The organism is Klebsiella sp. B345 (assembly GCF_051131735.1).
Taxonomy (GTDB): domain Bacteria; phylum Pseudomonadota; class Gammaproteobacteria; order Enterobacterales; family Enterobacteriaceae; genus Klebsiella.
Window position 1 is genome coordinate 995,481 of record NZ_CP180443.1, and the last position, 24,667, is coordinate 1,020,147.

General features: G+C 58.2%; 17 protein-coding genes and 1 pseudogene. 10 read left to right on the forward strand and 8 right to left on the reverse strand.

What is annotated here, in order from left to right:
* Positions 1 to 5: 5 nt before the first annotated feature.
* From ACMYSO_RS04665 to ACMYSO_RS04680, 4 genes are read left to right on the forward strand one after another with little or no spacing between them, the layout of a single operon-like run.
* Positions 6 to 914 carry a carbohydrate ABC transporter permease gene (locus ACMYSO_RS04665; protein ID WP_434669523.1) on the forward strand — a complete coding sequence of 303 codons (909 nt, stop codon included), beginning with the start codon at positions 6 to 8 and terminating at the stop codon, positions 912 to 914.
* On the forward strand, positions 904 to 1,743 hold the full coding sequence (locus tag ACMYSO_RS04670; protein ID WP_434670736.1) for a carbohydrate ABC transporter permease: 840 nt from the start codon (positions 904 to 906) through the stop codon (positions 1,741 to 1,743). Before ACMYSO_RS04665 ends, ACMYSO_RS04670 begins: the two co-directional genes overlap by 11 nt.
* A gap of 2 nt (positions 1,744 to 1,745) precedes the next feature.
* Complete coding sequence (locus ACMYSO_RS04675; protein ID WP_434669524.1) at positions 1,746 to 2,708, forward strand: carbohydrate kinase family protein; 963 nt, start codon at positions 1,746 to 1,748, stop codon at positions 2,706 to 2,708.
* On the forward strand, positions 2,695 to 3,780 hold the full coding sequence (locus tag ACMYSO_RS04680) for an ABC transporter ATP-binding protein (RefSeq protein WP_434669525.1): 1,086 nt from the start codon (positions 2,695 to 2,697) through the stop codon (positions 3,778 to 3,780). Before ACMYSO_RS04675 ends, ACMYSO_RS04680 begins: the two co-directional genes overlap by 14 nt.
* 45 nt (positions 3,781 to 3,825) lie before the next feature.
* Here the strand turns inward: ACMYSO_RS04680 and ACMYSO_RS04685 are convergent, their stop codons facing one another.
* The 5 genes from ACMYSO_RS04685 to ACMYSO_RS04705 form a co-directional block, all read right to left on the reverse strand.
* Positions 3,826 to 4,566 (reverse strand): peptidase, encoded by a 741-nt coding sequence (locus ACMYSO_RS04685; protein WP_434584208.1) that lies wholly within the window; start codon positions 4,564 to 4,566, stop codon positions 3,826 to 3,828.
* An 18-nt stretch (positions 4,567 to 4,584) separates the two neighbouring features.
* Positions 4,585 to 5,400 carry a transglutaminase family protein gene (locus ACMYSO_RS04690; protein ID WP_434669526.1) on the reverse strand — a complete coding sequence of 272 codons (816 nt, stop codon included), beginning with the start codon at positions 5,398 to 5,400 and terminating at the stop codon, positions 4,585 to 4,587.
* Positions 5,397 to 6,326 carry an alpha-E domain-containing protein gene (locus ACMYSO_RS04695; protein ID WP_123754827.1) on the reverse strand — a complete coding sequence of 310 codons (930 nt, stop codon included), beginning with the start codon at positions 6,324 to 6,326 and terminating at the stop codon, positions 5,397 to 5,399. Before ACMYSO_RS04695 ends, ACMYSO_RS04690 begins: the two co-directional genes overlap by 4 nt.
* On the reverse strand, positions 6,320 to 7,759 hold the full coding sequence (locus ACMYSO_RS04700; RefSeq protein ID WP_174508078.1) for a circularly permuted type 2 ATP-grasp protein: 1,440 nt from the start codon (positions 7,757 to 7,759) through the stop codon (positions 6,320 to 6,322). The genes ACMYSO_RS04695 and ACMYSO_RS04700 overlap by 7 nt, the downstream gene beginning before the upstream one ends.
* 206 nt (positions 7,760 to 7,965) lie before the next feature.
* Positions 7,966 to 8,859: an alpha/beta hydrolase gene (locus ACMYSO_RS04705; RefSeq protein WP_434669527.1), complete on the reverse strand. Its 894-nt coding sequence runs from the start codon at positions 8,857 to 8,859 to the stop codon at positions 7,966 to 7,968.
* A 222-nt stretch (positions 8,860 to 9,081) separates the two neighbouring features.
* Here ACMYSO_RS04705 and ACMYSO_RS04710 point away from each other — a divergent pair.
* Together ACMYSO_RS04710 and ACMYSO_RS04715 are read left to right on the forward strand one after the other, a co-directional pair.
* A pseudogene (locus ACMYSO_RS04710) lies at positions 9,082 to 10,820 on the forward strand (alpha,alpha-trehalase).
* A gap of 263 nt (positions 10,821 to 11,083) precedes the next feature.
* Positions 11,084 to 13,204, forward strand: coding sequence for a TonB-dependent siderophore receptor (locus tag ACMYSO_RS04715; protein ID WP_434669528.1), 2,121 nt, complete (start codon positions 11,084 to 11,086; stop codon positions 13,202 to 13,204).
* A 48-nt stretch (positions 13,205 to 13,252) separates the two neighbouring features.
* Here ACMYSO_RS04715 and emtA read toward each other — a convergent pair whose 3' ends face one another.
* Positions 13,253 to 13,864 carry a membrane-bound lytic murein transglycosylase EmtA gene (gene emtA, locus ACMYSO_RS04720; RefSeq protein ID WP_434584195.1) on the reverse strand — a complete coding sequence of 204 codons (612 nt, stop codon included), beginning with the start codon at positions 13,862 to 13,864 and terminating at the stop codon, positions 13,253 to 13,255.
* A 95-nt stretch (positions 13,865 to 13,959) separates the two neighbouring features.
* Between emtA and ldcA the strand changes: the two genes are divergently transcribed.
* Positions 13,960 to 14,874, forward strand: a complete 915-nt coding sequence (ldcA, locus tag ACMYSO_RS04725) for a muramoyltetrapeptide carboxypeptidase (RefSeq protein WP_434669529.1) — start codon at positions 13,960 to 13,962, stop codon at positions 14,872 to 14,874.
* Positions 14,875 to 14,965: 91 nt separating this feature from the next.
* Positions 14,966 to 16,699: a potassium/proton antiporter gene (locus tag ACMYSO_RS04730; protein WP_434669531.1), complete on the forward strand. Its 1,734-nt coding sequence runs from the start codon at positions 14,966 to 14,968 to the stop codon at positions 16,697 to 16,699.
* A gap of 83 nt (positions 16,700 to 16,782) precedes the next feature.
* On the opposite strand, the gene ACMYSO_RS04735 is transcribed toward ACMYSO_RS04730, so the two are convergent.
* Together ACMYSO_RS04735 and ACMYSO_RS04740 are read right to left on the reverse strand one after the other, a co-directional pair.
* Positions 16,783 to 19,470 carry a cation-transporting P-type ATPase gene (locus ACMYSO_RS04735; protein ID WP_434669532.1) on the reverse strand — a complete coding sequence of 896 codons (2,688 nt, stop codon included), beginning with the start codon at positions 19,468 to 19,470 and terminating at the stop codon, positions 16,783 to 16,785.
* A 49-nt stretch (positions 19,471 to 19,519) separates the two neighbouring features.
* On the reverse strand, positions 19,520 to 19,951 hold the full coding sequence (locus tag ACMYSO_RS04740) for a universal stress protein (RefSeq protein WP_434669533.1): 432 nt from the start codon (positions 19,949 to 19,951) through the stop codon (positions 19,520 to 19,522).
* A gap of 532 nt (positions 19,952 to 20,483) precedes the next feature.
* Between ACMYSO_RS04740 and ACMYSO_RS04745 the strand changes: the two genes are divergently transcribed.
* Positions 20,484 to 21,569 (forward strand): efflux RND transporter periplasmic adaptor subunit, encoded by a 1,086-nt coding sequence (locus tag ACMYSO_RS04745; RefSeq protein ID WP_434669534.1) that lies wholly within the window; start codon positions 20,484 to 20,486, stop codon positions 21,567 to 21,569.
* On the forward strand, positions 21,569 to 24,631 hold the full coding sequence (locus ACMYSO_RS04750) for an efflux RND transporter permease subunit (protein WP_434669535.1): 3,063 nt from the start codon (positions 21,569 to 21,571) through the stop codon (positions 24,629 to 24,631). The genes ACMYSO_RS04745 and ACMYSO_RS04750 overlap by 1 nt, the downstream gene beginning before the upstream one ends.
* The last annotated feature ends 36 nt before the right edge of the window (positions 24,632 to 24,667 follow it).

Below are 24,667 nucleotides of genomic sequence, written 5' to 3' on the forward strand. Positions count from 1 at the left end.
TGTTGATGCTGAGCCTGCAACAACGCGAGCATCGTCAGGCATGGGTGCTTCTGGCACCCATGCTGATCGTGATGTTTCTGCTAACCGCCTGGCCACTGGCGCGCACCCTGTGGCTGAGTTTTACCGACACCGCGCTGGTGGGCAATGGCGATGCGACGAATTACGTCTGGCTGGATAACTATCTGTATGCGTTAACCGACCCGGATTTTCGTGCCGCCTTTGCCCGCACGCTCTATTTCACCGTGGTCTCTGTCGCCATTGAAGGTGTCATCGGCGTACTGGTGGCGCTGTTGCTCAATCAGCCATTTGTCGGGCGCAATATCCTGCGGGTGCTGGTTATTTTGCCCTGGGCGTTGCCGACTATCGTCAACGCGATGATGTGGCGACTGAACTTCAACCCGGACTACGGCAGTATTAATGCCCTGCTGACCCAACTGGGGATTATCGACGGCTATCGCAGTTGGTTGGGATCGCCGGATTCGGCCCTGAACGCGGTGATGCTGGCGGATATCTGGAAAAACTATCCGCTGGTCACGTTGCTGGTGCTGGCTGCGCTGCAGTCTATTCCTGAGGATCTGTACGAGGCGGCGCGTCTTGACGGTGCCAAATCGTGGCGTCGTTTTCGTGCCATCACCTTGCCGGCGATTGCTGCGCCGCTCGGCGTGGCCCTCATTCTGCGCACCATCGATGCGTTTAAGGTATTCGATATCATTTATGTCATGACCCGCGGTGGACCGCTGGACAGTACCCGCACGCTGAGCTTCTTCGTCTATCAGGAGTCCTTCAGCTATCTGCGGGCCGGCAGCGGCGCAGCCTACGCCATTCTGATGACCCTGATGTGCGCGCTGCTGATCGCCCTGTATCTGTTTATGCTGCTCCGTCAGCGTCGCCGGAGTGCTGATGATGAAGCGTAAACTTCGTACCCTGTTGCGCTATCTGGCAGCATTGCTGGTTGCCCTGTCGATTCTGGCTCCGATGGGGTGGTTGTTTTTGATGAGCGTCAGCGCCACAGCGGATCTGACCCGGGTGCCGCTGGAGTGGCTCCCCCGCCAGTGGGACTTCAGCCGCTATGCCAGATTGTTGTCGCTCCAGCCCGGGGAACCTGGCGCGCTGTTTCTTCCGGCCCTGCGTAACAGCCTGTTAGTAGCCGCCGGGGCGACGCTGGTTTCGCTACTGCTGGCGGTGCCCGCCGCGTTTAGCTTCTCGCGCTATCCCGGCCGCGACGGCTGGCTGTATGCCGGACTCGGTATCTACATGGTACCGCCGGTGGCCTTTGTGCTGCCGCTGTACTTTATTCTCGAACATTTCGGGCTGCTGAATACCCGTAGCGGGCTGGTACTGGTCTACTGTTCGCTGATTATGCCGTTCCTCACCTGGATGGTGAAAAACCAGTTCGACGCCTTACCGCAGGATATTGAACAGGCGGCGCGGCTTGACGGGCTACGGGTCTGGCAGGTGCTGCTGCGGATCACGATTCCGTTGGCAAAACCGATGCTCGGCGCCTCGGCGCTGTTCGGCTGGCTGCTGGCATGGGACGAGTTTTTCTACTCGCTACTGTTTACCAGCAACATTGCCGCCCAGACCCTCCCGGTCACCATTGCCGGCTTTACCGCCGGTCGGGCCACCGATGACGGGCTGGTTGCTGCCGTCGGTATTCTGGCTTCGGTCCCGCCTCTGTTTATCGCCATCTGGTTACAAAAAACGCTGGTCAGCGGCCTCACTAACGGTGGAAGTAAAGGATAACTATGCAACAGCTCACCGCACCTGTGCTCTATATCGCAGGGAATTACAATATTGACTTAATTATGGGCACCCTCGGACAGTGGCCGACGCCGGGCACTGAAGTGATGCTGGAACAGAGCGCGCTGCGCCCTGGCGGCTCAGCAGGTAACTGTGCGCTGGCTGCAGCGGCGATGCAGATCCCCCATTGTACCGTCGGCTGTCAGGGAGACGATGCCTTTACCGCCTGGCTGGCGGCCCAGTTTCCCGGCAGCGCAGAGCGCTGGCCACAGTATGCCTGCGAAACCTCGCTGACGGTGGCGGTGACCCACCCGGATAAAGAACGATCGTTCCTCAGCAACTACGGTCATATCACCCGGTTATCTGCCGACGATGTGCTGACACAGCTGCCAGATCAGGCAACCCCTGGCGATATTGTGTTGCTCTGCGGCACGTTTTTATGCACCACCTTGCTCGCAGACTATCCCCGCCTGCTCGCAGCCCTGCACGAGCGCGGTTTTCAGGTGGCGGTCGATACCGGCTGGCCGCCGCACAACTGGGATAGCGCACTACGCGAGGCAACGAACCGCTGGCTGGCAGATTGCGACTGGCTGCTGCTCAATGAGGTCGAAACCCTTGGCCTTGCTGATATGACCGAGCTGCCGACGGCGGCCCAGGCGCTGGCAAGTCGGTTGAGCGGCCGGGGAGGCTGTATCGTCAAATGCGGCGCCGATGGCGCCTGGTGGTGGACAGCAACCCACGGCCATCACGCGCCGGTAAAAGCGGTGGCTGTCATCGACACTATCGGCGCCGGGGACAGCTTCAATGCCGGTTTTCTTGCCGGGCTGTTATGCGCTAAACCGCCATCACAGGCTTTACGTTGGGGCAATGCCGTCGCCGCCTGCGCCATCAGTTCATCACCCCGTCAGTATCCCGACTGGCAGACTCTGCAACACCATCTTGAGGAGAACGCCTATGGCCAGCGTTGAACTGGTAAACGTTGCGAAGCAGTATGGCAAACAAACGGTGCTGCATCCGCTGGATCTGACCATCCCGGACGGCAGTTTCACCGTGCTGGTGGGGCCCTCCGGCTGTGGAAAATCGACGCTGCTGCGTCTTTTAGCCGGTCTGGACAGCCTGTCCGCCGGAAGCATTTTGATGAATAACCGCCCCATCAACGACCTCGACCCTGCGGACCGCGATGTTGCCATGGTTTTTCAGAGCTATGCTCTTTATCCCCACCTGACAGTGGCCGAAAACCTTGCCTTTCACATGCAGGTCAAAAACGTCGATAAGGCCACGCAGAAAAGCAAAATTCAGCATATCGCCAGCCTGTTAGGTATCGACAAGCTGCTCGCCCGGTATCCGCGTGCGCTCTCCGGCGGCCAGCGCCAGCGTGTGGCAATGGGACGCGCAATGGTACGAAACCCGCAGGTGTTTCTGTTCGATGAACCGCTTTCCAACCTCGATGCCCAGCTGCGCATGGAGCTGAGAGCGGAAATCAAATCCCTGCATCAGCGCTTCAACACCACCATGATTTACGTCACCCACGATCAAGTGGAGGCGATGACCCTCGCCGACCAGATCGTGGTGATGCGCGACGGTCATATCGTCCAACGCGGCGCCCCTCTGGAGATCTACGATCGCCCCTGCAATACCTTCGTGGCGCGGTTTATCGGCTCCCCGCCGATGAATCTGCTCGAGGGCACGATTCGCCTGCAACATGGCCAGCCCGGCGTGCAGTGCGGTGAACTGTGGATTGCGCTGCCTGAAAGCTGGTATCAGGCCGCTGAACACCAGGCTAACGCGCCGGTTATTGTTGGCCTGCGCCCACAAGATATCCAGCCAGCTGCCGACGGGACGCCGGGGAACGTCAAGATTATGGAGGTCACCGGCGAATCCACGCTGCTCCATCTGGAGTGGCAGGGCTTTCCGATCCACGTGCAGGTCGCCGGACGCATCGACGCCCGGGTAGACCAACCGTTAGCGCTGATGGTAAAGCGCGAGAAAATACACCTGTTCGACGCAGCCAGCGGCGAGCGACTGGGACAGACCCTCTGACCACGGCGGTGGCATCAGCCACCGTTTTCTCCACCGCCGAGCGCCCTATCCCTGATTGCCGGCGCCAAACGGCGGCAGCGTCAGAAAGGTGTTTTGCAGCCCTTCGGACCACGCTTTGCGAATGGTATTGAAGTAGGGATCTTTGTCGGTGATACGGTGCTGCTCGCCGCTGCTGAGGCTGTCGCTGCGATACAGCAGCGTGTCCAGCGGCAGGCCGACGGAGAGATTACTGCGCAACGTGGAGTCAATCGAGATCAGGGCGCAGCACATCGCCTGCTCGAGCGAGGTCTCACGGCTTAATACCCGGTCGATAATAGGTTTGCCGTACTTGCTCTCGCCAATCTGAAAATAAGGCGTATCGCTCGACGCTTCGATAAAGTTACCTTCCGGGTAAATATGAAACAGGCGATGGGTTTCTCCGGCAATTTGCCCGCCCAGCAGCAGGTTGCAGTTGAAGTTGGTATTGCCGCAGTTCTGCTGGTTGCTGCTGTCTCGCTGAATCACCTCCTGCAACGTTTTGCCGATCAGCATCGCCGCGTCATACAGCGAACTGACCTGCATCAGATGCGGCTCCTGCTGCGTCGCCATCCGCGTCGTCAGCAGGCTTATCACACTCTGGGTGGTGGCCAGATTGCCGGCGGATTGCAGCACCATCACCCGTTCACCGTCTTTGGCAAAGACATGGAGCTTTTTAAAGGTTGCGATATGGTCCACTCCCGCGTTGGTGCGGGAGTCAGAGGCAAAAACCAGCCCATCTTCTAAACACATGGCCACACAATAGGTCATCGTCGTTTGTTCCTGCCCTTATTGCTGCTGCGCCTGTTGCGAATGTTCGCGCACTTCAGCATTGGTTAACATAATTTCCCCGCCGCCGCCCAGTCGGGTACCGCGTACCGGACAGGCATCGAGATAGTCCAGCCCGGTGGCCAGACGCAGATGCTGGTTCAGATGGCGGGTGTTATTGGTGATATCAAAGGATTTCCAGCGCCCGTTCAGCCACACTTCCGCCCACGCGTGCATCGCGACATGCTGGGCATTATCGCTGTAAACATAGCCACTGACGTAGCGCGCCGGGATCTCCAGCGCCCGGCAGCAGGCGAGAAACACATGGGTATGATCCTGGCAGACCCCTTTGGCACGCGCAAAGGCATCGGCGGCGCTGTCCTGCACCTGAGTGGAGCCAGGGGTGTAGGGCATTCTTAGCTGCAGTTCGGCCATCAGCTGATTCAGGCTCTCCTCCGGATCGTCGCCGCGATACAGGCGCAGGGCAAATTCACGGATCTGCTCGTCGGCGCGCGTCAGCGGCGTGCTGCGCAAAAAGACCAGCGGCGAGAGCAACTCCGCCTCCATGATCTCGTTCTCTTCCTCGTCCTCCGCAATATCCACCACGCCGCTGGCGCGGATAGCAATCTCTTTATGCGGGTTATCGAGAGTTAACACATGCAGAACGTTGCCCCAAGCGTCAGTGGTGGTGATCGCCGAGCCATCCGGGAGCGTCAGCGTCCATGAACTCACGGTTTGCCGCCCGGTGCTGCGCGGCGTCAAGCGCAGATACTGGGTCGAAAACTTCACTTCTTCATCATAGCCATAGCGGGTCAGGTGGTCGATAACCAGTTTCATAGCGCCTCCAGATAAGTTTGTCTGATGCTGTCGGACAGGGCGTTAATGCGCGCCAGCAGCCCGTTGAGGTAACTTTGGATATCCGCGCTCGCCAGATCGTCGCGGGTGCTGAAACGCAGATCGACGTTTAGCTGATGCGCCAGGCGTAGCGGTAGATGGGAGCGATCGTTGGCAATATGCTCCAGTTGACCGATCAGGTCAGAGATACAGGCCCGAAGCGACCGGGGCACGTCATTGCGCAAAATCAGCAGCTCCATCACCGTTTCCCGGCTCACCGGCTGGCGATATATGCTGTTGTAGGCTTCCCGGGCGCTGACCGCGCTCAGCAGCGTGTCCAGACGATAGTATTCGCGCACCGAATCCGGGTCGCTGTTCAGTTGCTGGTCCTTAATCAACAGCAGTTGCGTCGTGGAATAGGCCCGTTCGATTAACGTGCCGATGCCGATAAAGCTCAGCGCATCGTTGCGCAGCAGCGTGCCGATCACCGCCCCGCGAAACAGATGGACCCGCTCTTTGACCCATTCGAAAAAGCCGTCGGGGCCCAGCTCGCTAATCCCCTGCTGGCGCAGCTTACGTAGCTCAATGCGGGTGGCGTTGATGCACTCCCAGACTTCCGCTGACAGGCTGCCGCGCACCGCGTGGGCATTGTTCCAGGCCATCTCCACGCAGCTGTAAATACTGCAGGGATTGTTGCCATCGAGGGCGAAGAAATTGAGCAGATTGCTCATGGTAAAACGCGCATGCCGCGCCTGAAACAGCTCATGGGTTGAGGACAAATTCAGCGGCAACGCCAGGTCCCTGGACTGCTGGCTGTGGCGCGGGATCATCGACAGCTTCCAGGTCACGTCCAGCACCCGGGCATAGCTTTCCGCGCGCTCCAGATAGCGCGCCATCCAGAAAAGTTCACTCGCAGTCCGGCTCAGCATGATTCGTCATCCTCCATTACCCAGGTATCTTTGGTGCCGCCACCCTGCGATGAGTTAACCACCAGCGAGCCTTCCGTCAGCGCCACCCGCGTCAGGCCGCCGGGCACCAGACGGATCTCATGGCCGGAGAGCACATAGGGACGTAAATCAATGTGTCGCGGCGCCAGGCCGTCTTCCACGAAGGTCGGGCAGGTCGATAACGCAAGGGTATCCTGTCCGATATAGTTGGCCGGGTTGGCGAGCAGGCGCTGGCGAAACGCCTCGCGTTCCTCTTTGGTTGAGCGCGGCCCCACCAGCATGCCGTAGCCTCCAGCACCGTGAACCTCCTTCACCACCATGGTCTCCAGATTGCCGAGCACGTACTGGAGATCCTCCGGCTTGCGGCACTGCCAGGTCGGAATATTGTTGAGGATCGGCTGCTCGCCGAGGTAAAAGCGGATCATCTCCGGCACAAAAGGATAGATGGACTTGTCGTCCGCCACCCCGGTGCCAATGGCGTTGGCCAGCACCACCCCGCCAGCGCGGTACACCGAAAGCAGCCCCGGCACCCCGAGCATCGAATCGGCCCGGAAGGCCAGCGGGTCGAGATAAGCATCGTCGATGCGGCGGTAAATCACATCCACCCGACGCGGCCCTTCGGTGGTTCGCATGTAGACGGCGCCCGATTTGATAAACAGATCGGCGCTCTCCACCAGCTCAACCCCCATCTGCTGAGCCAGGAAGCTGTGTTCGAAATAAGCGCTGTTGAAGCGCCCCGGCGTCATCACCACCACACAGGGGTCGTCGACCGGAGAGCTTTCGCGCAACGTCTGGAGCAGGTATCCCGGATAGCGTTCCACCGGCGCAATATGGTGATTTTCAAACATCTCCGGGTAGAGACGCATCATCATCTTGCGGTTTTCCAGCATATACGACACCCCTGACGGGGTCCGCAGGTTATCCTCCAGCACGTAATACTGGCCGTCGCTGTTGCGCACCATATCGACGCCGGTAATGTGCGCATAGGTATTATTGGGCAGGTCGATTCCCTGCATGCAGGGCTGATATTGCTCATTGGCCAGCACCTGCTCCGCCGGGATCAGCCCGGCGCGCAGGATATTCTGCTCATGATAGATATCGTATAAAAAAGCATTGAGCGCTTTAACCCGCTGGCGGATCCCGCGATCGATCCTTTTCCACTCTGCGGCGGGAATGATGCGCGGTACGCTATCGAACGGAATCAACCGCTCGGTACCTTCATCTTCCCCATAGACGTTAAAGGTGATGCCGATACGGTGAAAAAGCAGCTCCGCCTGCTGTTTCTTTTGCCGGATAGAGAATTGATCGGTGCTGTGAAACCATTGCCACCAGGCGTTATAGTGCTGACGCTGCTGCCCCTGCGCGGTAAGCATCTCGTCATAATAATGCCCGTCAGGAAGCGTTATTTTTATCATGGCCGTCTCCTCCGGTTATACTCACTTTGGGGTAACTCCGGTAAGAGATAAGCATTTATTATGCCAGGTAGCGGGCCGCGAGATCGGCGTGCAATGCCTGCTGAGCATGCCGCGTCACTGTGCAAAAAATCACCAGCGCGCTGGCTGGATTCAGGCCCATTTTGCACCATCATGAAGCAAAAAATCGGCCGTTTGCGCCATTGCGGTTATCGCCCTTTCAACCATTGTGCATAGTGCTCCGGCCACTCTACGGTTGCGGTACCGGCACGTCCCATGGCAAAACCGTGCCCGCCGTGAGGATACCGATAGAGGCTGACCGGAACCTGATGCTGGCGACAGGCGTCGGCCATGATCAGCGTGTTATGCGGGTCGGACAGCGGATCGTCTTCGGCCTGAACCAGAAAACAGGGCGGGGTTTGCGCATTCACGTAGCTCTGTACCGACCAGGCGCGGTCAACTGCATCAGAAGCATGCGGACCGGCTAGGATCCGGTGTGTCGCGGTATGGCTGTAGGGTGGCAGCAGGGAAATGATCGGGTAAATCAGCGCCGCGCCGTCGGCGCGGGCGGGCTGCACATCGAGAGCATCTATCGGCGGATACGCCGCAAAGCTGGCGCGGCAGGCGGCCATGCCCAGTAGATGTCCTCCAGCGGAAAACCCCAGCAGGCTGACCCGTTGCTCGCGCTGGCGGATCAGGCGCAGCGCCCGCTGGGCGTCCTGCAACGGCGCCAGCGCACCGGCCCGCCACCCTTCCGCGGGCAGCCGGTAGCTCAGCACGTAGGCGGTATAGCCACGCGCCGTCAGCCAGCGTGCGGCAGGCCAGGCCTCTTTCGCAAGTTCGATATGGTGGTACCCGCCTCCGGCAGCAATCAGCACGCCGTGGCCACGGGCTGTCGCCGGTTGCCAGACCGACAGCTGCGGCACGGCAACCTGGCTGAGGGCGCCGCTTGCCGATAGCACGGGTCTGCCAGAGGGGCCTCCGCCGCCCGGCGGTTCACCCGGCCAGAGATCTAATTGCTGCTGCCGGGCATCAAGGGCCTGAGCACCGCGGCCCGCCAGCAGCGACGCGGCCCCCAGCAGCAGAAAATGACGTCGATTCACCCTCACCCTCCTCACTCTGCTAATCATCCCGGCCACATCACCTGCCGAGCGGCATAGGTTTTTTGTTTTGCCGTGTCGCCTGCCTGCCGGAGCTGACAGGTAAATTGTCTGTTTTCACGCAAAATGTTATCTGCGACACCCCGGACAACGGATCTTCGTCTAAGGTTTCCAGATGGTCAAACGCAGTGGTAAGACCGTCTGAAATAATAAGGAGAATGCCCCATGACGAGTCAGGTTTCACGTCGCCCCCCTACGCTACCCTACGCTTTAGCGCTGGGAGGCGCGCTGTTCGCGCTATCGACCCTGAGCGCCCAGGCCCTGGAAAATCCCCCCACGCCGCAATCCCCGGATATTCTGCTCGGACCGCTGTTTAACGATGTGCAAAGCGCCCGGCTCTTTACCGATCAAAAAACCTTTGCCGATGCCATCCCCAATAGCGACCCGCTGATGATCCTCGCCGATTATCGAATGCAAAAAAACCAGACCAGCTTCGACCTGCGCCATTTCGTCGAGCTCAATTTCACGCTGCCGCGGGAAAATGACCAGTATGTGCCGCCGAAAGGCCAGACGCTACGTCAGCATATTAACGGCCTGTGGCCGGTGCTGACCCGCAGTACCGTTGAGGTCGAGAAATGGGATTCGCTGCTGCCGCTGCCCAAACCGTACGTGGTTCCCGGTGGGCGTTTCCGCGAAGTCTATTACTGGGATAGCTACTTCACCATGCTGGGCCTGGCGGAGAGCGGCCACTGGGATAAAGTCGCCGATATGGTGGCGAACTTCGCCTCTGAAATTGACACCTGGGGGCATATTCCCAACGGCAACCGCAGCTACTATCTGAGCCGCTCACAGCCGCCGTTCTTCCCGTTTATGGTGGAACTGCTCGCCACCCACGACGGCGATCGGGCGCTGAAGACCTTCCTGCCGCAGATGGAAAAAGAGTATCAGTACTGGATGCAAGGCGCCGACGCGCTTGAGCCGGGGAAATCCAATCAGCGGGTGGTGCGCATGGAAGATGGCGCGTTGTTGAACCGCTACTGGGATGATAATGACACTCCGCGCCCGGAATCCTGGCTTGATGATGTCACCACCACGAAGAACAACCCCAATCGCCCGGCCACCGAGATCTATCGCGATCTGCGTTCCGCCGCCGCCTCAGGCTGGGATTTTAGTTCGCGCTGGATGGATAATCCGCAGCAGCTGGGCACCATTCGTACCACCAGCATCGTCCCGGTGGACCTGAACGCCCTGATGTTCCATATGGAGAAAGTGCTCTCCCGGGCCAGCAAAGCGGCCGGGGATAACGGCAAGGCGACGCAGTACGACGCCAAGGCCAATGCCCGTCAGAAGGCGCTGGAGAAATACCTGTGGAACGATAAAGCGGGCTGGTACGCCGATTACGATCTCAAGACCCATAAGGTCAGAAACCAGCTGACCGCCGCCGCCCTGTTCCCGCTGTACGTCAATGCTGCTTCCAGCGAGCGGGCCGCGAAGGTGGCCGCTGCCGCCGAATCGCAACTGCTGAAACCCGGCGGTTTAACCACCACTACCGTCAACAGCGGCCAGCAATGGGATGCCCCCAACGGCTGGGCGCCGCTGCAGTGGGTGGCTGCGCAAGGGTTGCAGAACTATGGTCAGAAAAAGGTCGCCCTTGAGGTCAGCTGGCGCTTCCTCAGCAACGTCCAGCACACCTACAACAGTCAGCAAAAACTGGTTGAAAAGTATGACGTCAGCTCGACGGGCACCGGCGGAGGCGGCGGTGAATATCCGCTGCAGGACGGCTTCGGCTGGACCAACGGCGTGACGCTGAAAATGTTGGATCTGGTTTGCCCGCAGGATAAACCCTGTGACTCGCTGCCGGCCACCCGCCCGCTCGACGCGCCAAGTACCACCAGCCCCCCGCCACCACCGCACCTGCCGCCAACGATGCGATAGCCGCTCCGGCTGCAAAAGCGGCACCGTAACCCTCTGAATATCTTCCCTCCTGGCTACCAGATCTGGTAGCCAGTCATCACGCCTTCTGCTCCGCACGCCCCGGTCTATCCGCGCTGAAGTGAATAAACAGCAGTCTTTTCATGGCTTTTGATTGTCACGCTACGTAATCACCGCTTGATAACGCAAAGCGTAACAATAATAATTCGCATTACTTTTTTACGAAAGAAGACACTTTCGCCTTTTCCGTAGCGGCGTACAGGAGTACCAGGCTGCGGTTACTCAGGATTATGCCATGATCGCCCGCACCACCTTTAAACGCTCCGCGCTCCTGTGCGCCCTGGCCGCCGCCTTCCCTCTCGCCAGCGTGGCGGAAGAGACCGTGGTCGTCACCGCGCAACCCGTTGACTCCGCCACCGCCCCCACCGAGGGCTATAGCGCGAAAACCTCCGCCGGGGCCACCAAAACCGACCAGCCGTTAATCACCACCGCGCAGTCGGTCTCGGTGATCACTCGCCAGCAGATGGATGACCAGGGGGCCAACACCATCAGCCAGGCACTGGAATATACCCCAGGCGTGTACTCCAGCTTTGGCGGCGGCGCGACCCGTTTTGATACGGTGTCATTACGCGGCTATCACGGCGGCGACGTAGATAACCTGTTCCTCGACGGCATGCGCCTGATGAGCGATGGCGGGAGCCACAACGTCCTACAGATTGACCCGTGGTTTATCGAACGGGTGGATGTGATCAGAGGCCCCTCCTCGGCGCTGTATGGCCAGAGTGTCCCCGGCGGCGTGGTTAACCTGACCTCGAAACGCCCGCAGTTTACTTCCGAGGGCCATTTCCGCCTGAGCGGCGGGACGCAAAACACCAAAGGGGCCGCCTTCGATTATACCGATGCCATTAACGATCAATGGGCTTACCGGATTATCGGGATGACGCGCAACAGCGACACCCAGTACGACAATACCCGTGAAGAGCGTTATGCCATCTCCCCGTCCTTGCTGTGGCAGCCGGATACCGACACCTCGTTGTTACTGCGCGCTTACCTGCAAAAAGATCCCTCTGGCGGCTACCATGGCTCGCTGCCGCTGGACGGCACCCGCTACGCGCACAACGGGCGCAAGCTTTCCACCAGCACCAATGAAGGCGATCCGTCAGACGGCTATCAACGTCGTGAGCAGATCTACAGCTACGAGTTTACGCATCAGTTCGACGATACCTGGTCGGCCTATTCCGCCGGGAGCTACACCCACACTAATGTCTCTCTCGATCAGGTCTACCAGGTCGGCTGGGTTGGGGACAGCGACATGCTGGCACGCGGCTACAGCGGCTCTCGCGGCTCGCTCGATGCGTGGTCCACCGACAACCGCCTGCGCGCCGACTTTAACACTGGGGAGCTGGCCCATACGCTGATCCTCGGTGCGGAATATCACCGCTTCCGCAACGATCTGTGGACTGGTGCCGGCAGCGCCTCACCGCTCGATCCGTTTAGCGGCTATACCGCGCAAACCGGGCATACCGTGACCTACAGCGATAACAATAATCGTCGCTACTATCAGACCGGCATTTATCTGCAGGATGAAATGGTGTGGGATCGCTGGCATCTGGACGTCTCCGGCCGTTACGATCGCATCGTCTCGCAGCAGGTCAGCGATACCTTCGGCACCTCCAGCCGCCGTTCCGATGACCATATCAGCGGTCGCGCGTCGTTGCTGTATGCCCTGGAAAACGGCCTCTCGCCGTACCTGAGCTACAGCCAGGCCATTACGCCGGCGATGCTGCCGGGCGCCGATGGAACCTTACTGAAACCCACCACCGCCGAACAGCTGGAAGCGGGGCTGAAATTCCAGCCGCCGGGTAGCCGCGATATGTACAGTATCGCTATCTATGATTTAACCCAGAAAGATGTGGCCACCCGCGATCCGAATATCGCCACCGCCACCTTTATTCCAGCCGGTAAGGTCCACTCGCAAGGGGTCGAACTGGAGATGCATAACCAGATTACGCCAGAGCTGAGCACCCTGGCCTCCTACACCTGGAACCGCCTGCGTTTCCAGGACACCAAAGATGGCACCAACGACAATACGCCGCAGCTCACGCCGGATCAGATGGCTTCATTCTGGGCGCGTTATCAGTTCCCGGCCGGGATCAGCGCGGGGGCTGGTGTGCGCTATATCGGTAAACAGTGGGCTGATGATGCGAACACCGAGCGTCTGCCGTCGGTGACGCTGCTGGATGCGATGGTCCGCGCCGATCTCGGCGTCTGGTCACCGTCATTGAAAGGGGCTTTTGTTCAGGTCAATGCCAACAATCTCAGCGACCGGGAGTATATCTCCGGCTGCTACGGAACGGGCAACTGCTACTGGGGTGCCGAGCGCAGCATCACCGCCACCGTCGGCTACGACTTCTGAAAAACGCCCCCGGTGGTCACCTACCTGCCGGGGGCATACTCCAGATGGCTACATGGCATCCAGCGCCTGCTGCAGCTTCCAGATATAGCGGGGAGCCTGCGGCGCGGGATGCTTTTTCGCCACGTGTTCAAAGAACTCATCGGCATCCATATCGTTGATCTCATCAATCGCATCCTGACGATTCGACGAGAACGTGCGCAGCAGCGCCCCGGCGCCGTTGGCGTAGGAAACCACCACCGCATAACGCATCACCTGCGGGTCTTTAATCCCGGCAAGCGGGCCATTTTCAAGGATGCTCAGGTAAGCGGCCCCCATCGAGATATTGCGTTCGGGATTTTTCAGCTCGCTCACCGACGGTTCACCCCGCCAGCCCATGCGCTGGTATACGTCGCGACCCGATGTTGAAGGCTTCAGCTGCATCAGGCCTACCGCGCCGGATTTACTGACCACCGTTGGGTTACCGCCGGATTCAATGGCGATAATCGCCGTCACCAGCTGCGGGTCAACGCCCCACGCCGCACCGGCTTTTTCACTGATCGGCATCCACTGCATCGCCCGCTTGACCGGAACTTCAGCGTTCCACGGCGGGTTACGATAATCCTTTTTCGAACTACAACCGGCCAACAATACCATCAAAAAAACACACCATCTCAATTTCACACATCTATCCTTATTGGCTGAAGTTTGCCGTCTGGAGATGACAATAATCCCTCCAGGCGGCATGATAACCCTTTCATTCTTAGCAAGGAATTGTCATGTCTCAGTTTTATCTGGTCGCGCCTTCAGGCTACTGCATTAACCAGGAGGCGGCGCTCCGCGGCGTTGAGCGTTTGCAGGAGGCCGGACATCAGGTGATGCACCAGCAGGTCATCCCCCGCCGGCAACAGCGCTTTGCCGGAACTGAACATGAGCGCCTGAACGATATTAACCAGTTGGCCACCCTCGAAGGCCGTAACCGCATTGTCATGCCGGTGCGCGGCGGCTACGGTGCCAGCCGCCTGCTGCCCCATATCGACTGGCAGGCCCTGGTCGCACGCCAGCGGGAAAACCCGCTTTTAATCTGTGGCCATAGTGACTTTACAGCGATTCAGATGGGCCTGCTGGCAAAGGGTAGCATAATCACCTTCAGCGGTCCGATGCTGGCAGGTAACTTTGGTGCTGAAACGATGAACGCGTTTACCTGGCACCACTTCTGGCAGGCGCTGCGCAGCCCGGAATTTACCCTTGAATGGCCGGGAGATGGCCAGCAATGTGATGTTATAGGCACCCTGTGGGGCGGCAATCTGGCGATGCTAACTTCGCTGATGGGCACCCCGTGGATGCCGCAGATCAGCGACGGCATTCTGGTGCTGGAAGATATTAATGAGCATCCGTTCCGCGTCGAGCGCATGCTGCTGCAGCTGCTGCACAGCGGCGTCCTCGCCCGCCAGCGGGCGGTGATCCTCGGCAGCTTCAGCGGCGCGAACCCGAACGACTACGACGCCGGTTACGATCTGCCGGTGGTCTACGACTATCTGCGCACCCAGCTGGATATCCCGGTGATTAGCGGGCTGGATTTCGGCCACGAACAACGAACCGTCACCCTGCCGCTTGGCGCCAACGCGCGACTGATGCATCGCGACACCACCACCACCTTAACGCTCAGCGGGCATCCGGTGCTTTCGGAATAAAATCTTCTGTTACACATTTCAGGATACTCCGAGGGTTGGTAAACTGAGCTTCATTGCCTAAAAAATTCACGCAGTAAGGAGTACGTCAACATTGGACGCCGGTGCGGTCATTAGCCTGTTTATTCTGGGTTCTGTATTAGTAACCTGTAGCATTTTATTGAGTTCCTTTTCTTCGCGCCTGGGCATCCCGATTCTGGTTATCTTCCTCGCCATTGGTATGCTGGCCGGGGTTGACGGTATTGGTGGCATCCCTTTTGACAATTACCCCTTCGCTTATATGGTGAGTAACCTGGCGCTGGCGGTGATCCTGCTTGACGGCGGCATGCGCACCCAGGCCAGCTCCTTTCGCGTTGCCCTCTGGCCCGCACTCTCTCTGGCGACCGTCGGCGTACTGATCACCTCCTGTCTGACCGGGCTGATGGCCGCCTGGCTGTTCCATCTCAACCTTATCGAAGGTTTGCTGATCGGCGCGATTGTCGGCTCCACCGATGCGGCAGCGGTGTTCTCGCTGCTCGGCGGCAAAGGCCTGAACGAACGTGTCGGCTCCACCCTGGAGATCGAATCCGGCAGCAACGACCCGATGGCGGTGTTCCTGACCATTACGCTTATCGAGATGATTCAGCAGCATGAAAGCGGCCTGAGCTGGATGTTCGCCGTCCATATCGTGCAGCAGTTTGGCCTCGGGATTGCGATTGGCCTTGGCGGCGGCTATCTGCTGTTACAGATGATTAACCGCATCGTGCTGCCGACCGGGCTCTATCCACTGCTGGCGCTCAGCGGCGGGATTATGATTTTTGCGGTGACCACCACCCTCGACGGCAGCGGCATTCTGGCGGTATATCTGTGCGGCTTCCTGCTGGGCAACCGGCCGATTCGTAACCGTCATGGGATCCTGCAAAACTTTGATGGACTGGCGTGGCTGGCGCAGATTGCCATGTTCCTGGTGCTCGGTCTGCTGCTCACGCCCTCGGACCTGTGGCCTATCGCCATCCCGGCGCTGCTGCTCTCGATGTGGATGATTTTTGTAGCCCGTCCGCTGTCTGTTTTTGCCGGTCTGCTGCCGTTTCGCGGGTTTAACCTGCGCGAACGGGTGTTTATCAGTTGGGTGGGGCTGCGCGGCGCGGTGCCAATCATTCTCGCCGTCTTCCCGATGATGGCCGGCCTCGAAAACGCACGTTTGTTCTTTAATGTCGCCTTCTTCGTGGTGCTGGTGTCGCTGCTGTTACAGGGGACATCCCTCTCCTGGGCGGCCAAAAAAGCCAAAGTGGTGGTGCCGCCGGTCGGCTGGCCCATTTCCCGCGTCGGGCTGGATATTCACCCGGAAAATCCGTGGGAGCAGTTCGTCTACCAGCTCAGCGCAGAAAAATGGTGCGTTGGCGCGGCGCTGCGTGATTTACATATGCCGCCGGAAACCCGTATTGCCGCCCTGTTCCGCGACAATGTCCTGCTGCACCCGACCGGCAGCACCCGCCTGCTGGAAGGGGATATTCTGTGCGTGATTGGCCGCGAGCGTGACCTGCCGGCGCTGGGTAAAATGTTCAGCCAGTCGCCGCCGGTGGCGCTCGACCAGCGTTTCTTCGGGGACTTTATTCTCGATGCCAGCGCAAAATTCGTCGATGTGGCGCAAATTTACGGCCTCGATGATGTGGAAGATTTTAACGATAATCAGCAGTCGCTGGGCGATGTGGTTCAGCATCTGCTCGGCGCCGCCCCGGTTGTCGGTGACCAGGTTGAATTCGCCGGCATGCTGTGGACGGTCGCGGAAAAAGAGGATGACCACGTACTGAAAGTCGGGGTCCGCGTCGCAGAAGATGAGGCGGAGTAACCCACCGCTGTCTGATCATTCAATCAAAGGCGCATCGGTGGCCCTCAAGACCACTGATGCGCCGCGTTGGTTTGTCTCTCGCCTCAGGCGGTGCGCCATTTGCGGGTTAACGGCTTTTCCACTTCCACAATCAGGAACATCACAAATCCGATAATAAAGGTGATCACCCAATAGCGGAACGGCAGCCCGGTGGTCCCGAACAACATCTGCATAAACGGTGCGTAGATGATCAGCAGCTGCAACAGCAGCAGGACGCCGCTGACGATCCAGATACCGCGGTTTGCCAGCAATCCTTTACTCAGAGAAAAACCGTCGGATATGCGGCAGTTGAGCATATAAAACCACTGGGCCGTCACCAGGGTTTGCAGCAGGACCGTACGAATAAACTCCGGCGAGTAGCCGCGCGGCTGGAGCCAGGCTTCCAGCACGAAGGCGCTTACGGCAATCATTGAACCAACAAATATCACCCTCCAGATAGCGAAACCATCCATCACATGCAGTTTGGGATCGCGCGGCGGCCGCTGCATGATGTTCTTCTCGCCGGCTTCAAACGCCAGGCCGAAGGAGAGCGTGGCGGAGGTCGCCATGTTCATCCATAAGATCAGCACCGGGGTCAATGGGATCAAATTCCCCGCCAGCAGCGCAATGATGATTAACAGCCCCTGCGCCAGGTTGGTTGGCATAATGAAGAGAATGGTTTTCTTCAGGTTATCGTACACCCGCCGCCCTTCTCTGACCGCACTGGCGATGGTGGCGAAGTTATCATCCGTCAGCACCATATCGGCCGCTTCCTTGGTCACCTCTGTTCCCTTAATGCCCATGGCAATCCCGACATCAGCTTGCTTCAGCGCCGGCGCATCGTTGACCCCGTCGCCGGTCATCCCTACCACCTCTTTTCTGCTCTGCAGCGCCTGCACCAGGCGGAATTTATCTTCCGGGCTGGTGCGGGCGAAAATATCAAATTTCTGCGCGGCTTCGCTGAGCTGCAGGTCGTCCATCACCTCCAGTTCACGCCCGGTGATGGCATTTTCCGCATTGCCAATGCCGAGCATTTTGCCGATGCTCATCGCCGTTTGCGGATGATCGCCGGTGATCATCTTCACCCGGATCCCCGCCTGCAGGCAGTCGCCAATCGCCGTAATCGCCTCCGGACGCGGCGGATCCATCATCCCGGCAATACCGAGAAGGATCACCCCTTGCTGTAAATCCTGATGCGTCAGCTCGGTTTGCCCGTTGGCCGCAGGTTTCCACGCCGCCGCCACCATACGCAACCCTTCCCGCGCGTACTCTTCAATTTTGGCTTCCCAGTAGGGCTGATCCAGCGGCTGCAGGCCATCATCCGTCTGCTGCTGCTGACACAGCCGGAACAGAACGTCCGGGGCGCCGGTAATTAAGATCATCTCTTCATCACCGATCCGATACAGCGTAGACATATATTTGTACTGCGAATCGAACGGAATTTTGCTGCGCAACTCGGTCGCCAGCGTCGGCAGCGCGATTTTCGCCGCCAGCACCTTCAGCGCCCCTTCCGTCGGGCCACCGGTGATTTTCCATAACCCGCTTTCATCCTTGATCAGCTGGCTGTCATTACATAAATCAATGGTGCGCAAATAGCGTTCAAGCAGCGTACCCGGGGCGACCACCACCGGCCCAGAACCATCAACAGGATGAATATTTCCAACCGGCTCATAGCTATCGCCTTCGACTCGATAGACGGTATCCGCCGTAATGACGGCTTTGACCGTCATCTCGTTCATGGTCAGCGTCCCGGTTTTATCCGAGCAAATCACCGTCATCGCCCCGAGGGTCTCAACGGTCGGCAGTTTACGAATGATCGCCTTCTGCCGCGCCATGGTCTGCACGCCGAGCGAGAGAATGATCGAGATGATGGCCGGCAACCCTTCCGGCACCGACGCTACCGCAAGGCTAATCAGCGAGAGCATCAGCTCTGAAACCGGCATATCGCGGAACAGCAGGCTGAAGACAAACAGCGCCGCCATCATCACCAGGATGATAATAAAGATGGCTTTGCCAAGCTTATCCATCTGAACCAGCAGCGGCGTCCGGTGCTTTTCAATATCCGCCATCATCTGGTTGATATGGCCCAGTTCGGTATCACCGCCGGTCGCCACCACGAGGCCTTTGCCCCCGCCGGAGCTGACCGTGGTACCCGAAAACAACAGGTTGGTGCGATCGCCGAGGGGTAGCTCGCCGCTCAGCGCCTCAGTGCTTTTTTCCACCACCGTCGACTCGCCGGTAAGAATGGCTTCTTCCACCCGCAGATTGTGGGCTTCAATCACCCGCAGGTCGGCCGGAATTCGGTCACCAGCGCGGATCACCACGATATCGCCCGGGACCAATGCGGTAGTCGGCACCGTTTCATGGTTCCCCTGACGGACCACCACCGCCTCGCTGGACAGCATATTGCGAATGCTCTGCAGCGATTTTTCCGCATTACTTTCCTGAATATGCCCAATCAGGGCGTTGATGACCGCGACCCCGAGAATCACGAGGGTATCGACCCAGTGACCCATGACCGCCGTCAAGAGCGCGGCAGCCAGCAGGACGTAAATCAGGACATCGTTGAAATGTGCCAGGAAGCGCAGCCACGCGGGCTTGCCCGGCTTTTGGGGTAACGCGTTCTCGCCGTACTGCTGAAGTCGCGAAGCCGCTTCGGCACTGCTAATACCTTCTGAGGAACTGTTGGTGCTGGTCAGGGTTTCATCGACGGAGAGCCTGTAGAACGGGCCAGCCGGTTTGTCTGTACTCATAGTTATCCCCTCACTCCTGTAACGGAAATCAGAACAGCGTCAGCCGCCCTTAACGCACAACAAAAACCGGAACGTGAGCATAACGAACGATGCTTGCCGCCTCAGAGCCCAGCAAATGCGTCTGAATATTGGGGTTGCGCGAGCCAATAATCACCACGTCAGCCTGCAGTTCATCAGCCAGTTTTATCACCTCATCACGGATATTGCCGCTGCGCACATGAATGTGGATATCACTCTCGTCGAGGGTCGACTTTTTGGCCAGCTCGCTGAGTTTTTCCTCAGAGTTTTTAATCAGATAGTCATCCATTTTTCGCGCATCAGAAATAAACCCGCGCGTCAGTTCAGGAGAAAAACGTGGGTTTACGTGTAGTAAATGAATTTGTCCGGAATCGCTGTTGGCAAGAAATTGCGCATGGGATAACGCTTTGTCGGCCAGGCCGATTTCAAAGACATCAACCGGGACCAGTATATTTTTATACATAGAAACAATCCTTTTGTTACCAATAGAATAGAGGGCGAATAACGCCCAACGTGTCGTATTGAGGAAAGAATCTCAAGAACCAAAGCTGGCGCAGAAGTCGGTATAATTAAACGTAGCACAGGACTGTTAACATTATGAAACTACCAATTATTATATTAAAAAATATCACAGAGACCGTCGACCTCAGACAAATCGGCTGAAAATGACAGCAAATCGTCGACATAAGGGCAATTTTTACTCTTTTTAACATTTCCGCTTTTCTACGACTATGCTCATAATCAGGAGCAACAGTGCCTGTAAAAACCATTCAATAATTAAGTAGATGAGATATTTCTTGCCATATGATTAACACTGAGGGAGTAACGATGTTTGGTTATAATCTGTTTCGCCTGAGCCTCTTTATCGCCCTGGCAATAATCGCCTGCACGGCCACAGGGTTATTAACTTATGTCGTTGTTTCTGCTTTGGCTGAATAATCCCAACGTTTGTGAAAAATATGTAAAACAAACCATTTAGCTCTGAGGGGAATACAGTGAACCGTTATTTTTCTCTCATTCCTGTTGTTATTTTAATAACAACAGCTTGCGATCAGAAAGCGCCGCAGGTCGCACCATTGCCACGGATGGTTAAAGTGGTGGAGGTCGCCGCCGTCGGTGATTCACAGCAGCGTATTTTCCCGGCACGTATCGAGTCCGGTGACTCAACGGACCTGTCGTTTAAACGCGGCGGCCAGATTGAATCACTCGACGTACGCCAGGGGGCGAGCATTACGCAAGGGCAGGTGCTGGCCCGGCTTAACGCGCGGGAAGCCCAGCAGCGTTTAAATGAACGACAAACCGCCGCTACGCTTGCACAGCGGCAGTTCGACCGTTTTCAGACCCTCGCAGGCCGCCAGGCGATTTCAAAAGCCGAAATGGACGTCCAGCGTGCCAGTCGCGATTCGGCCAATGCCGCGCTGAAAATTGCCCGCGAAGAGCTTGACCAGATGACGCTAAACGCGCCGTTTAGCGGGATTGCGGCCAGCGTGCCGGTCCGCAATCACCAGGTGGTTGCCGCTGGCCAGACCGTTGTGACCCTGACGCGCACCGATCTCCTCGACGTGGTGTTCAGCATCCCGGAAAACCTGTTTACCGCCTTTGATATCCGCAACGCGCAGTATCGCCCGATCGTGAAAATCAACTCCCTGCCGAATCGCCAGTTCACTGCCGAGTACAAAGAACATTCCGGCAGCAGCGATAACCATACCCTCACCTGGCAGGTGATTTTGACCATGCCACGCCCGGCGGATTTCCCGACGGTGGGCGGCGTCAGCGGCACCGTGACCATCAATCTGGCAAACCTGCCCGCCAATGCGGGTCGCGAGGCGCTGGTGGTTCCGGTTGAAGCGGTGTTCAATCCCGATAATCATCAGCGCAACGAGCCCCACGTGTGGGTGATCAAAGGTGATGGAGATCAGCTGCAGCTGGAAGACCGCAAAGTGCGTGTCGGGCAGGTCACAACCCAGGGAGTGGTGATCACCGAGGGACTCAGCGTCGGCGAACGTGTGGTGGCGGCTGGCGTAAACGAATTGCATGCGCAACAGCCGGTGCGTATCTGGACGCGTGAACGAGGCCTGTAATGGATATCTCTCGCCAGTTTATTAATAATCCCGTTCGCGTCTGGTTATCCATTCTGCTGCTGGGCATTGGCGGTATTTTCGCTTTGCTCAATATCGGCCGCCTGGAAGATCCGGCCTTTACCATCAAAACGGCGGTGGTCATTACCCACTATCCGGGCGCCTCGGCGCAGCAGGTCGAAGAAGAGGTCACCCTTCCGCTGGAAAACGCCCTGCAACAGCTGCCCTATCTCGATAACGTCAGTTCAATTTCATCCAACGGACTGTCGCAGATTACCGTTAATATCGCCTCGAATTACCACTCCAACGAGCTGCCGCAAATTTGGGATGAGCTGCGGCGCCGGGTCGGCGATGCGGCCCGCCTCTTCCCGCCAGGGGTGGTTACTCCTTTCGTAAACGATGATTTCGGCGACGTGTTCGGCTTCTTCTTTGCGATTTCCGGCGATAATTTTACCAACCCAGAGCTGGCCCGCTACGCCGAACAGCTGCGTCGGGAGCTGGTACTGGTGCCCGGCGTCGGCAAGGTCGCTATCGGCGGTGAAATCCCGCAGCAAATTAATATTGATATCTCTTTGCCTAAAATGGCCGCGCGCGGCATTACCCTCAGCCAGCTTTCCGCCATTCTTGGTCGCCTGAACGTCGTTTCCAGCGCCGGGGAGATCAGATCCGGTAGCGAGTCCATTCGCCTGCATCCGACCGGAGAATTTGAGAATATCGACGAGCTGGGCGACCTTCCTGTCAACCCACACGGTACCGGGGCCGCCACGCGCTTACGGGATATTGCGACAATATCCCGTGGCCTGAGCGAAACCCCCTCCAGCATATATCACGCCAATGGTCGCCAGGCGGTGACGATGGGCGTGTCGTTTATCCCTGGCGTCAACGTCATTGATGTGGGTCGCGCGCTGGAAGCAAAACTTGCCCAAATGTCGGCGGAAAAACCTGCCGGGATCCATATCGTTCTGTTCTACGATCAGGCGGCGGAAGTCGGCCACTCGGTGAACGGCTTTATCACTAATTTCCTGATGGCGCTGGCCATTGTTGTCGGCGTGCTGCTGATTTTTATGGGGGTTCGCAGCGGGATTATCATTGCCTTCTCGCTGGCCCTCAACGTGCTGGGCACGCTACTGATTATGTATCTGTGGGGCATCGAGCTACAGCGTATTTCGCTGGGAGCGCTGATCATCGCCCTCAGTATGCTGGTCGATAACGCCATCGTGATCGTCGAGGGGGTGTTGATTGCTCGCCAGCAGGGCTCCACGCTGCTCACCGCCATCAACTATGTGATCCGCCGCTCCGCCCTGCCCCTGCTGGGGGCAACCGTGATTGCGATCCTCGCCTTTGCGCCAATCGGCCTGTCGCAGGACTCGACCGGGGAATATTGCAAATCGCTGTTCCAGGTGCTGTTAATCTCCCTGATGCTCAGCTGGTTCTCAGCGCTCACCATTACCCCGGTGCTGATCAAATGGTGGCTGTTCAAGGGGAACGTCTCCCCGGCGCCCGCCGCCGAGGCCGATCCCTACCGTGGCGGTTTTTACCGCAGCTATCAGAAGATCCTCAACGCTCTGTTGCTGCAGAAAACCGCCACCCTGGTGGTGATGGCCGCGCTGCTGGCCGCCGCTATCTGGGGATTCGGTTCGGTGCGACAGAACTTTTTCCCGTCATCCAACACGCCGATCTTTTTTGTTGATCTGTGGCTGCCCTACGGCACCGATATTGCCGCAACGGAACAAATGGCCAGCGATATCGAAACCGCAATTAACGGCCAGCCTGGCGTGGTCACTACCGTGGCGACCGTCGGCCAGGGCAGCATGCGCTTTATCCTTACCTACAGCGGCCAGCGACAATACAGTAACTATGCGCAGATCATGGTGCGCATGGACGACCAGCGCAATATTGCTGCTCTCACTCGCCACGTGGATGCCTACATTGCCCGCCACTATCCGCAGGTAAATGCCAGCAGCAAACGGGTGATGTTCGGCCCGTCCGGCGACAGCGCCATCGAGGTGCGGGTTAAAGGCCCTGACCCCGACAGATTGCGGCTGATAGCCAGCCAGGTCAGCGCAATCCTCACCGCAGATCCGGCCATCAGCAGCGTGCGTAACGACTGGCAAAACCGCAGCAAAACGATTCGCCCGCAATATTCCCCCACCCTGGGCCGTGAACTGGGCGTCGATAAGCAGGATATCGATGAGGCGCTGCAGATGAACTTTTCCGGCAGCCGCGCGGGGTTATACCGGGAAGGTGCCGACCTGTTGCCGGTGGTGGTGCGCCCGCCAGCCGATGAACGTCAGGATGCGAACCATCTGAACAACGTGCTGGTGTGGAGCCAAAGCCGTCAGCAATATATTCCGCTAAGCAATGTCGTCAGCGGTTTTAACCTCGAATGGGAAGATCCGTTGATTCTGCGTCGCGACCGCAGTCGCGTACTCACGGTCATGACCGACCCGGACCCGCTGAGCAACCAAACCCCGGGCGACGTTCTGGCACGCGTGCAGCCGCAGATTAACGCGCTCGGTCTGCCGCACGGATACAGCATTGAATGGGGAGGCGATGCGGAAAACTCCAGCGAAGCGCAGCAGGGACTGTTCACCACTCTGCCATTAGGTTATCTGGTGATGTTTGTCATCACCGTCCTGATGTTCAGCTCGCTGAAAAATGCCGTTGCCATCTGGCTGACCGTGCCGCTGGCGCTGATCGGCGTCACGCCGGGCTTTTTAATAACCGGCATCCCGTTCGGTTTTATGGCGCTTATCGGTTTACTGAGCCTGAGCGGCATGCTTATCCGCAACGGTATCGTGCTGGTGGAAGAGATTGAACAGCAAAAGCAGGAAAAGCCACAGCATGAGGCGATTCTGTATGCGGCAACCTCGCGTTTGCGCCCTATTCTGCTCACCGCCTTCACCACCGTGCTCGGGCTGGCGCCGCTGCTGCTGGACGTGTTCTTCCAGAGTATGGCGGTGGTTATCATGTTTGGGCTCGGTTTCGCGACCATCCTGACGCTGCTGGTTCTGCCGGTGATTTACGCCTGTTTCCACCACAAGGATAAGCCGCAACCACAATGAACACCACCGGGCTGAATATTATTAAAACGCTGGGAT

Excerpts from the sequence above, each read along its gene's own strand:
- ACMYSO_RS04665 (WP_434669523.1), top strand. The coding sequence starts at position 6 with ATGCTGAGCCTGCAACAACGCGAGCATCGTCAGGCATGGGTGCTTCTG.
- ACMYSO_RS04670 (WP_434670736.1), top strand. The coding sequence starts at position 904 with ATGAAGCGTAAACTTCGTACCCTGTTGCGCTATCTGGCAGCATTGCTG.
- ACMYSO_RS04675 (WP_434669524.1), top strand. The coding sequence starts at position 1,746 with ATGCAACAGCTCACCGCACCTGTGCTCTATATCGCAGGGAATTACAAT.
- ACMYSO_RS04680 (WP_434669525.1), top strand. The coding sequence starts at position 2,695 with ATGGCCAGCGTTGAACTGGTAAACGTTGCGAAGCAGTATGGCAAACAA.
- ACMYSO_RS04685 (WP_434584208.1), bottom strand. The coding sequence starts at position 4,566 with ATGACCTATTGTGTGGCCATGTGTTTAGAAGATGGGCTGGTTTTTGCC.
- ACMYSO_RS04690 (WP_434669526.1), bottom strand. The coding sequence starts at position 5,400 with ATGAAACTGGTTATCGACCACCTGACCCGCTATGGCTATGATGAAGAA.
- ACMYSO_RS04695 (WP_123754827.1), bottom strand. The coding sequence starts at position 6,326 with ATGCTGAGCCGGACTGCGAGTGAACTTTTCTGGATGGCGCGCTATCTG.
- ACMYSO_RS04700 (WP_174508078.1), bottom strand. The coding sequence starts at position 7,759 with ATGATAAAAATAACGCTTCCTGACGGGCATTATTATGACGAGATGCTT.
- ACMYSO_RS04715 (WP_434669528.1), top strand. The coding sequence starts at position 11,084 with ATGATCGCCCGCACCACCTTTAAACGCTCCGCGCTCCTGTGCGCCCTG.
- ldcA (WP_434669529.1), top strand. The coding sequence starts at position 13,960 with ATGTCTCAGTTTTATCTGGTCGCGCCTTCAGGCTACTGCATTAACCAG.
- ACMYSO_RS04735 (WP_434669532.1), bottom strand. The coding sequence starts at position 19,470 with ATGAGTACAGACAAACCGGCTGGCCCGTTCTACAGGCTCTCCGTCGAT.
- ACMYSO_RS04740 (WP_434669533.1), bottom strand. The coding sequence starts at position 19,951 with ATGTATAAAAATATACTGGTCCCGGTTGATGTCTTTGAAATCGGCCTG.
- ACMYSO_RS04750 (WP_434669535.1), top strand. The coding sequence starts at position 21,569 with ATGGATATCTCTCGCCAGTTTATTAATAATCCCGTTCGCGTCTGGTTA.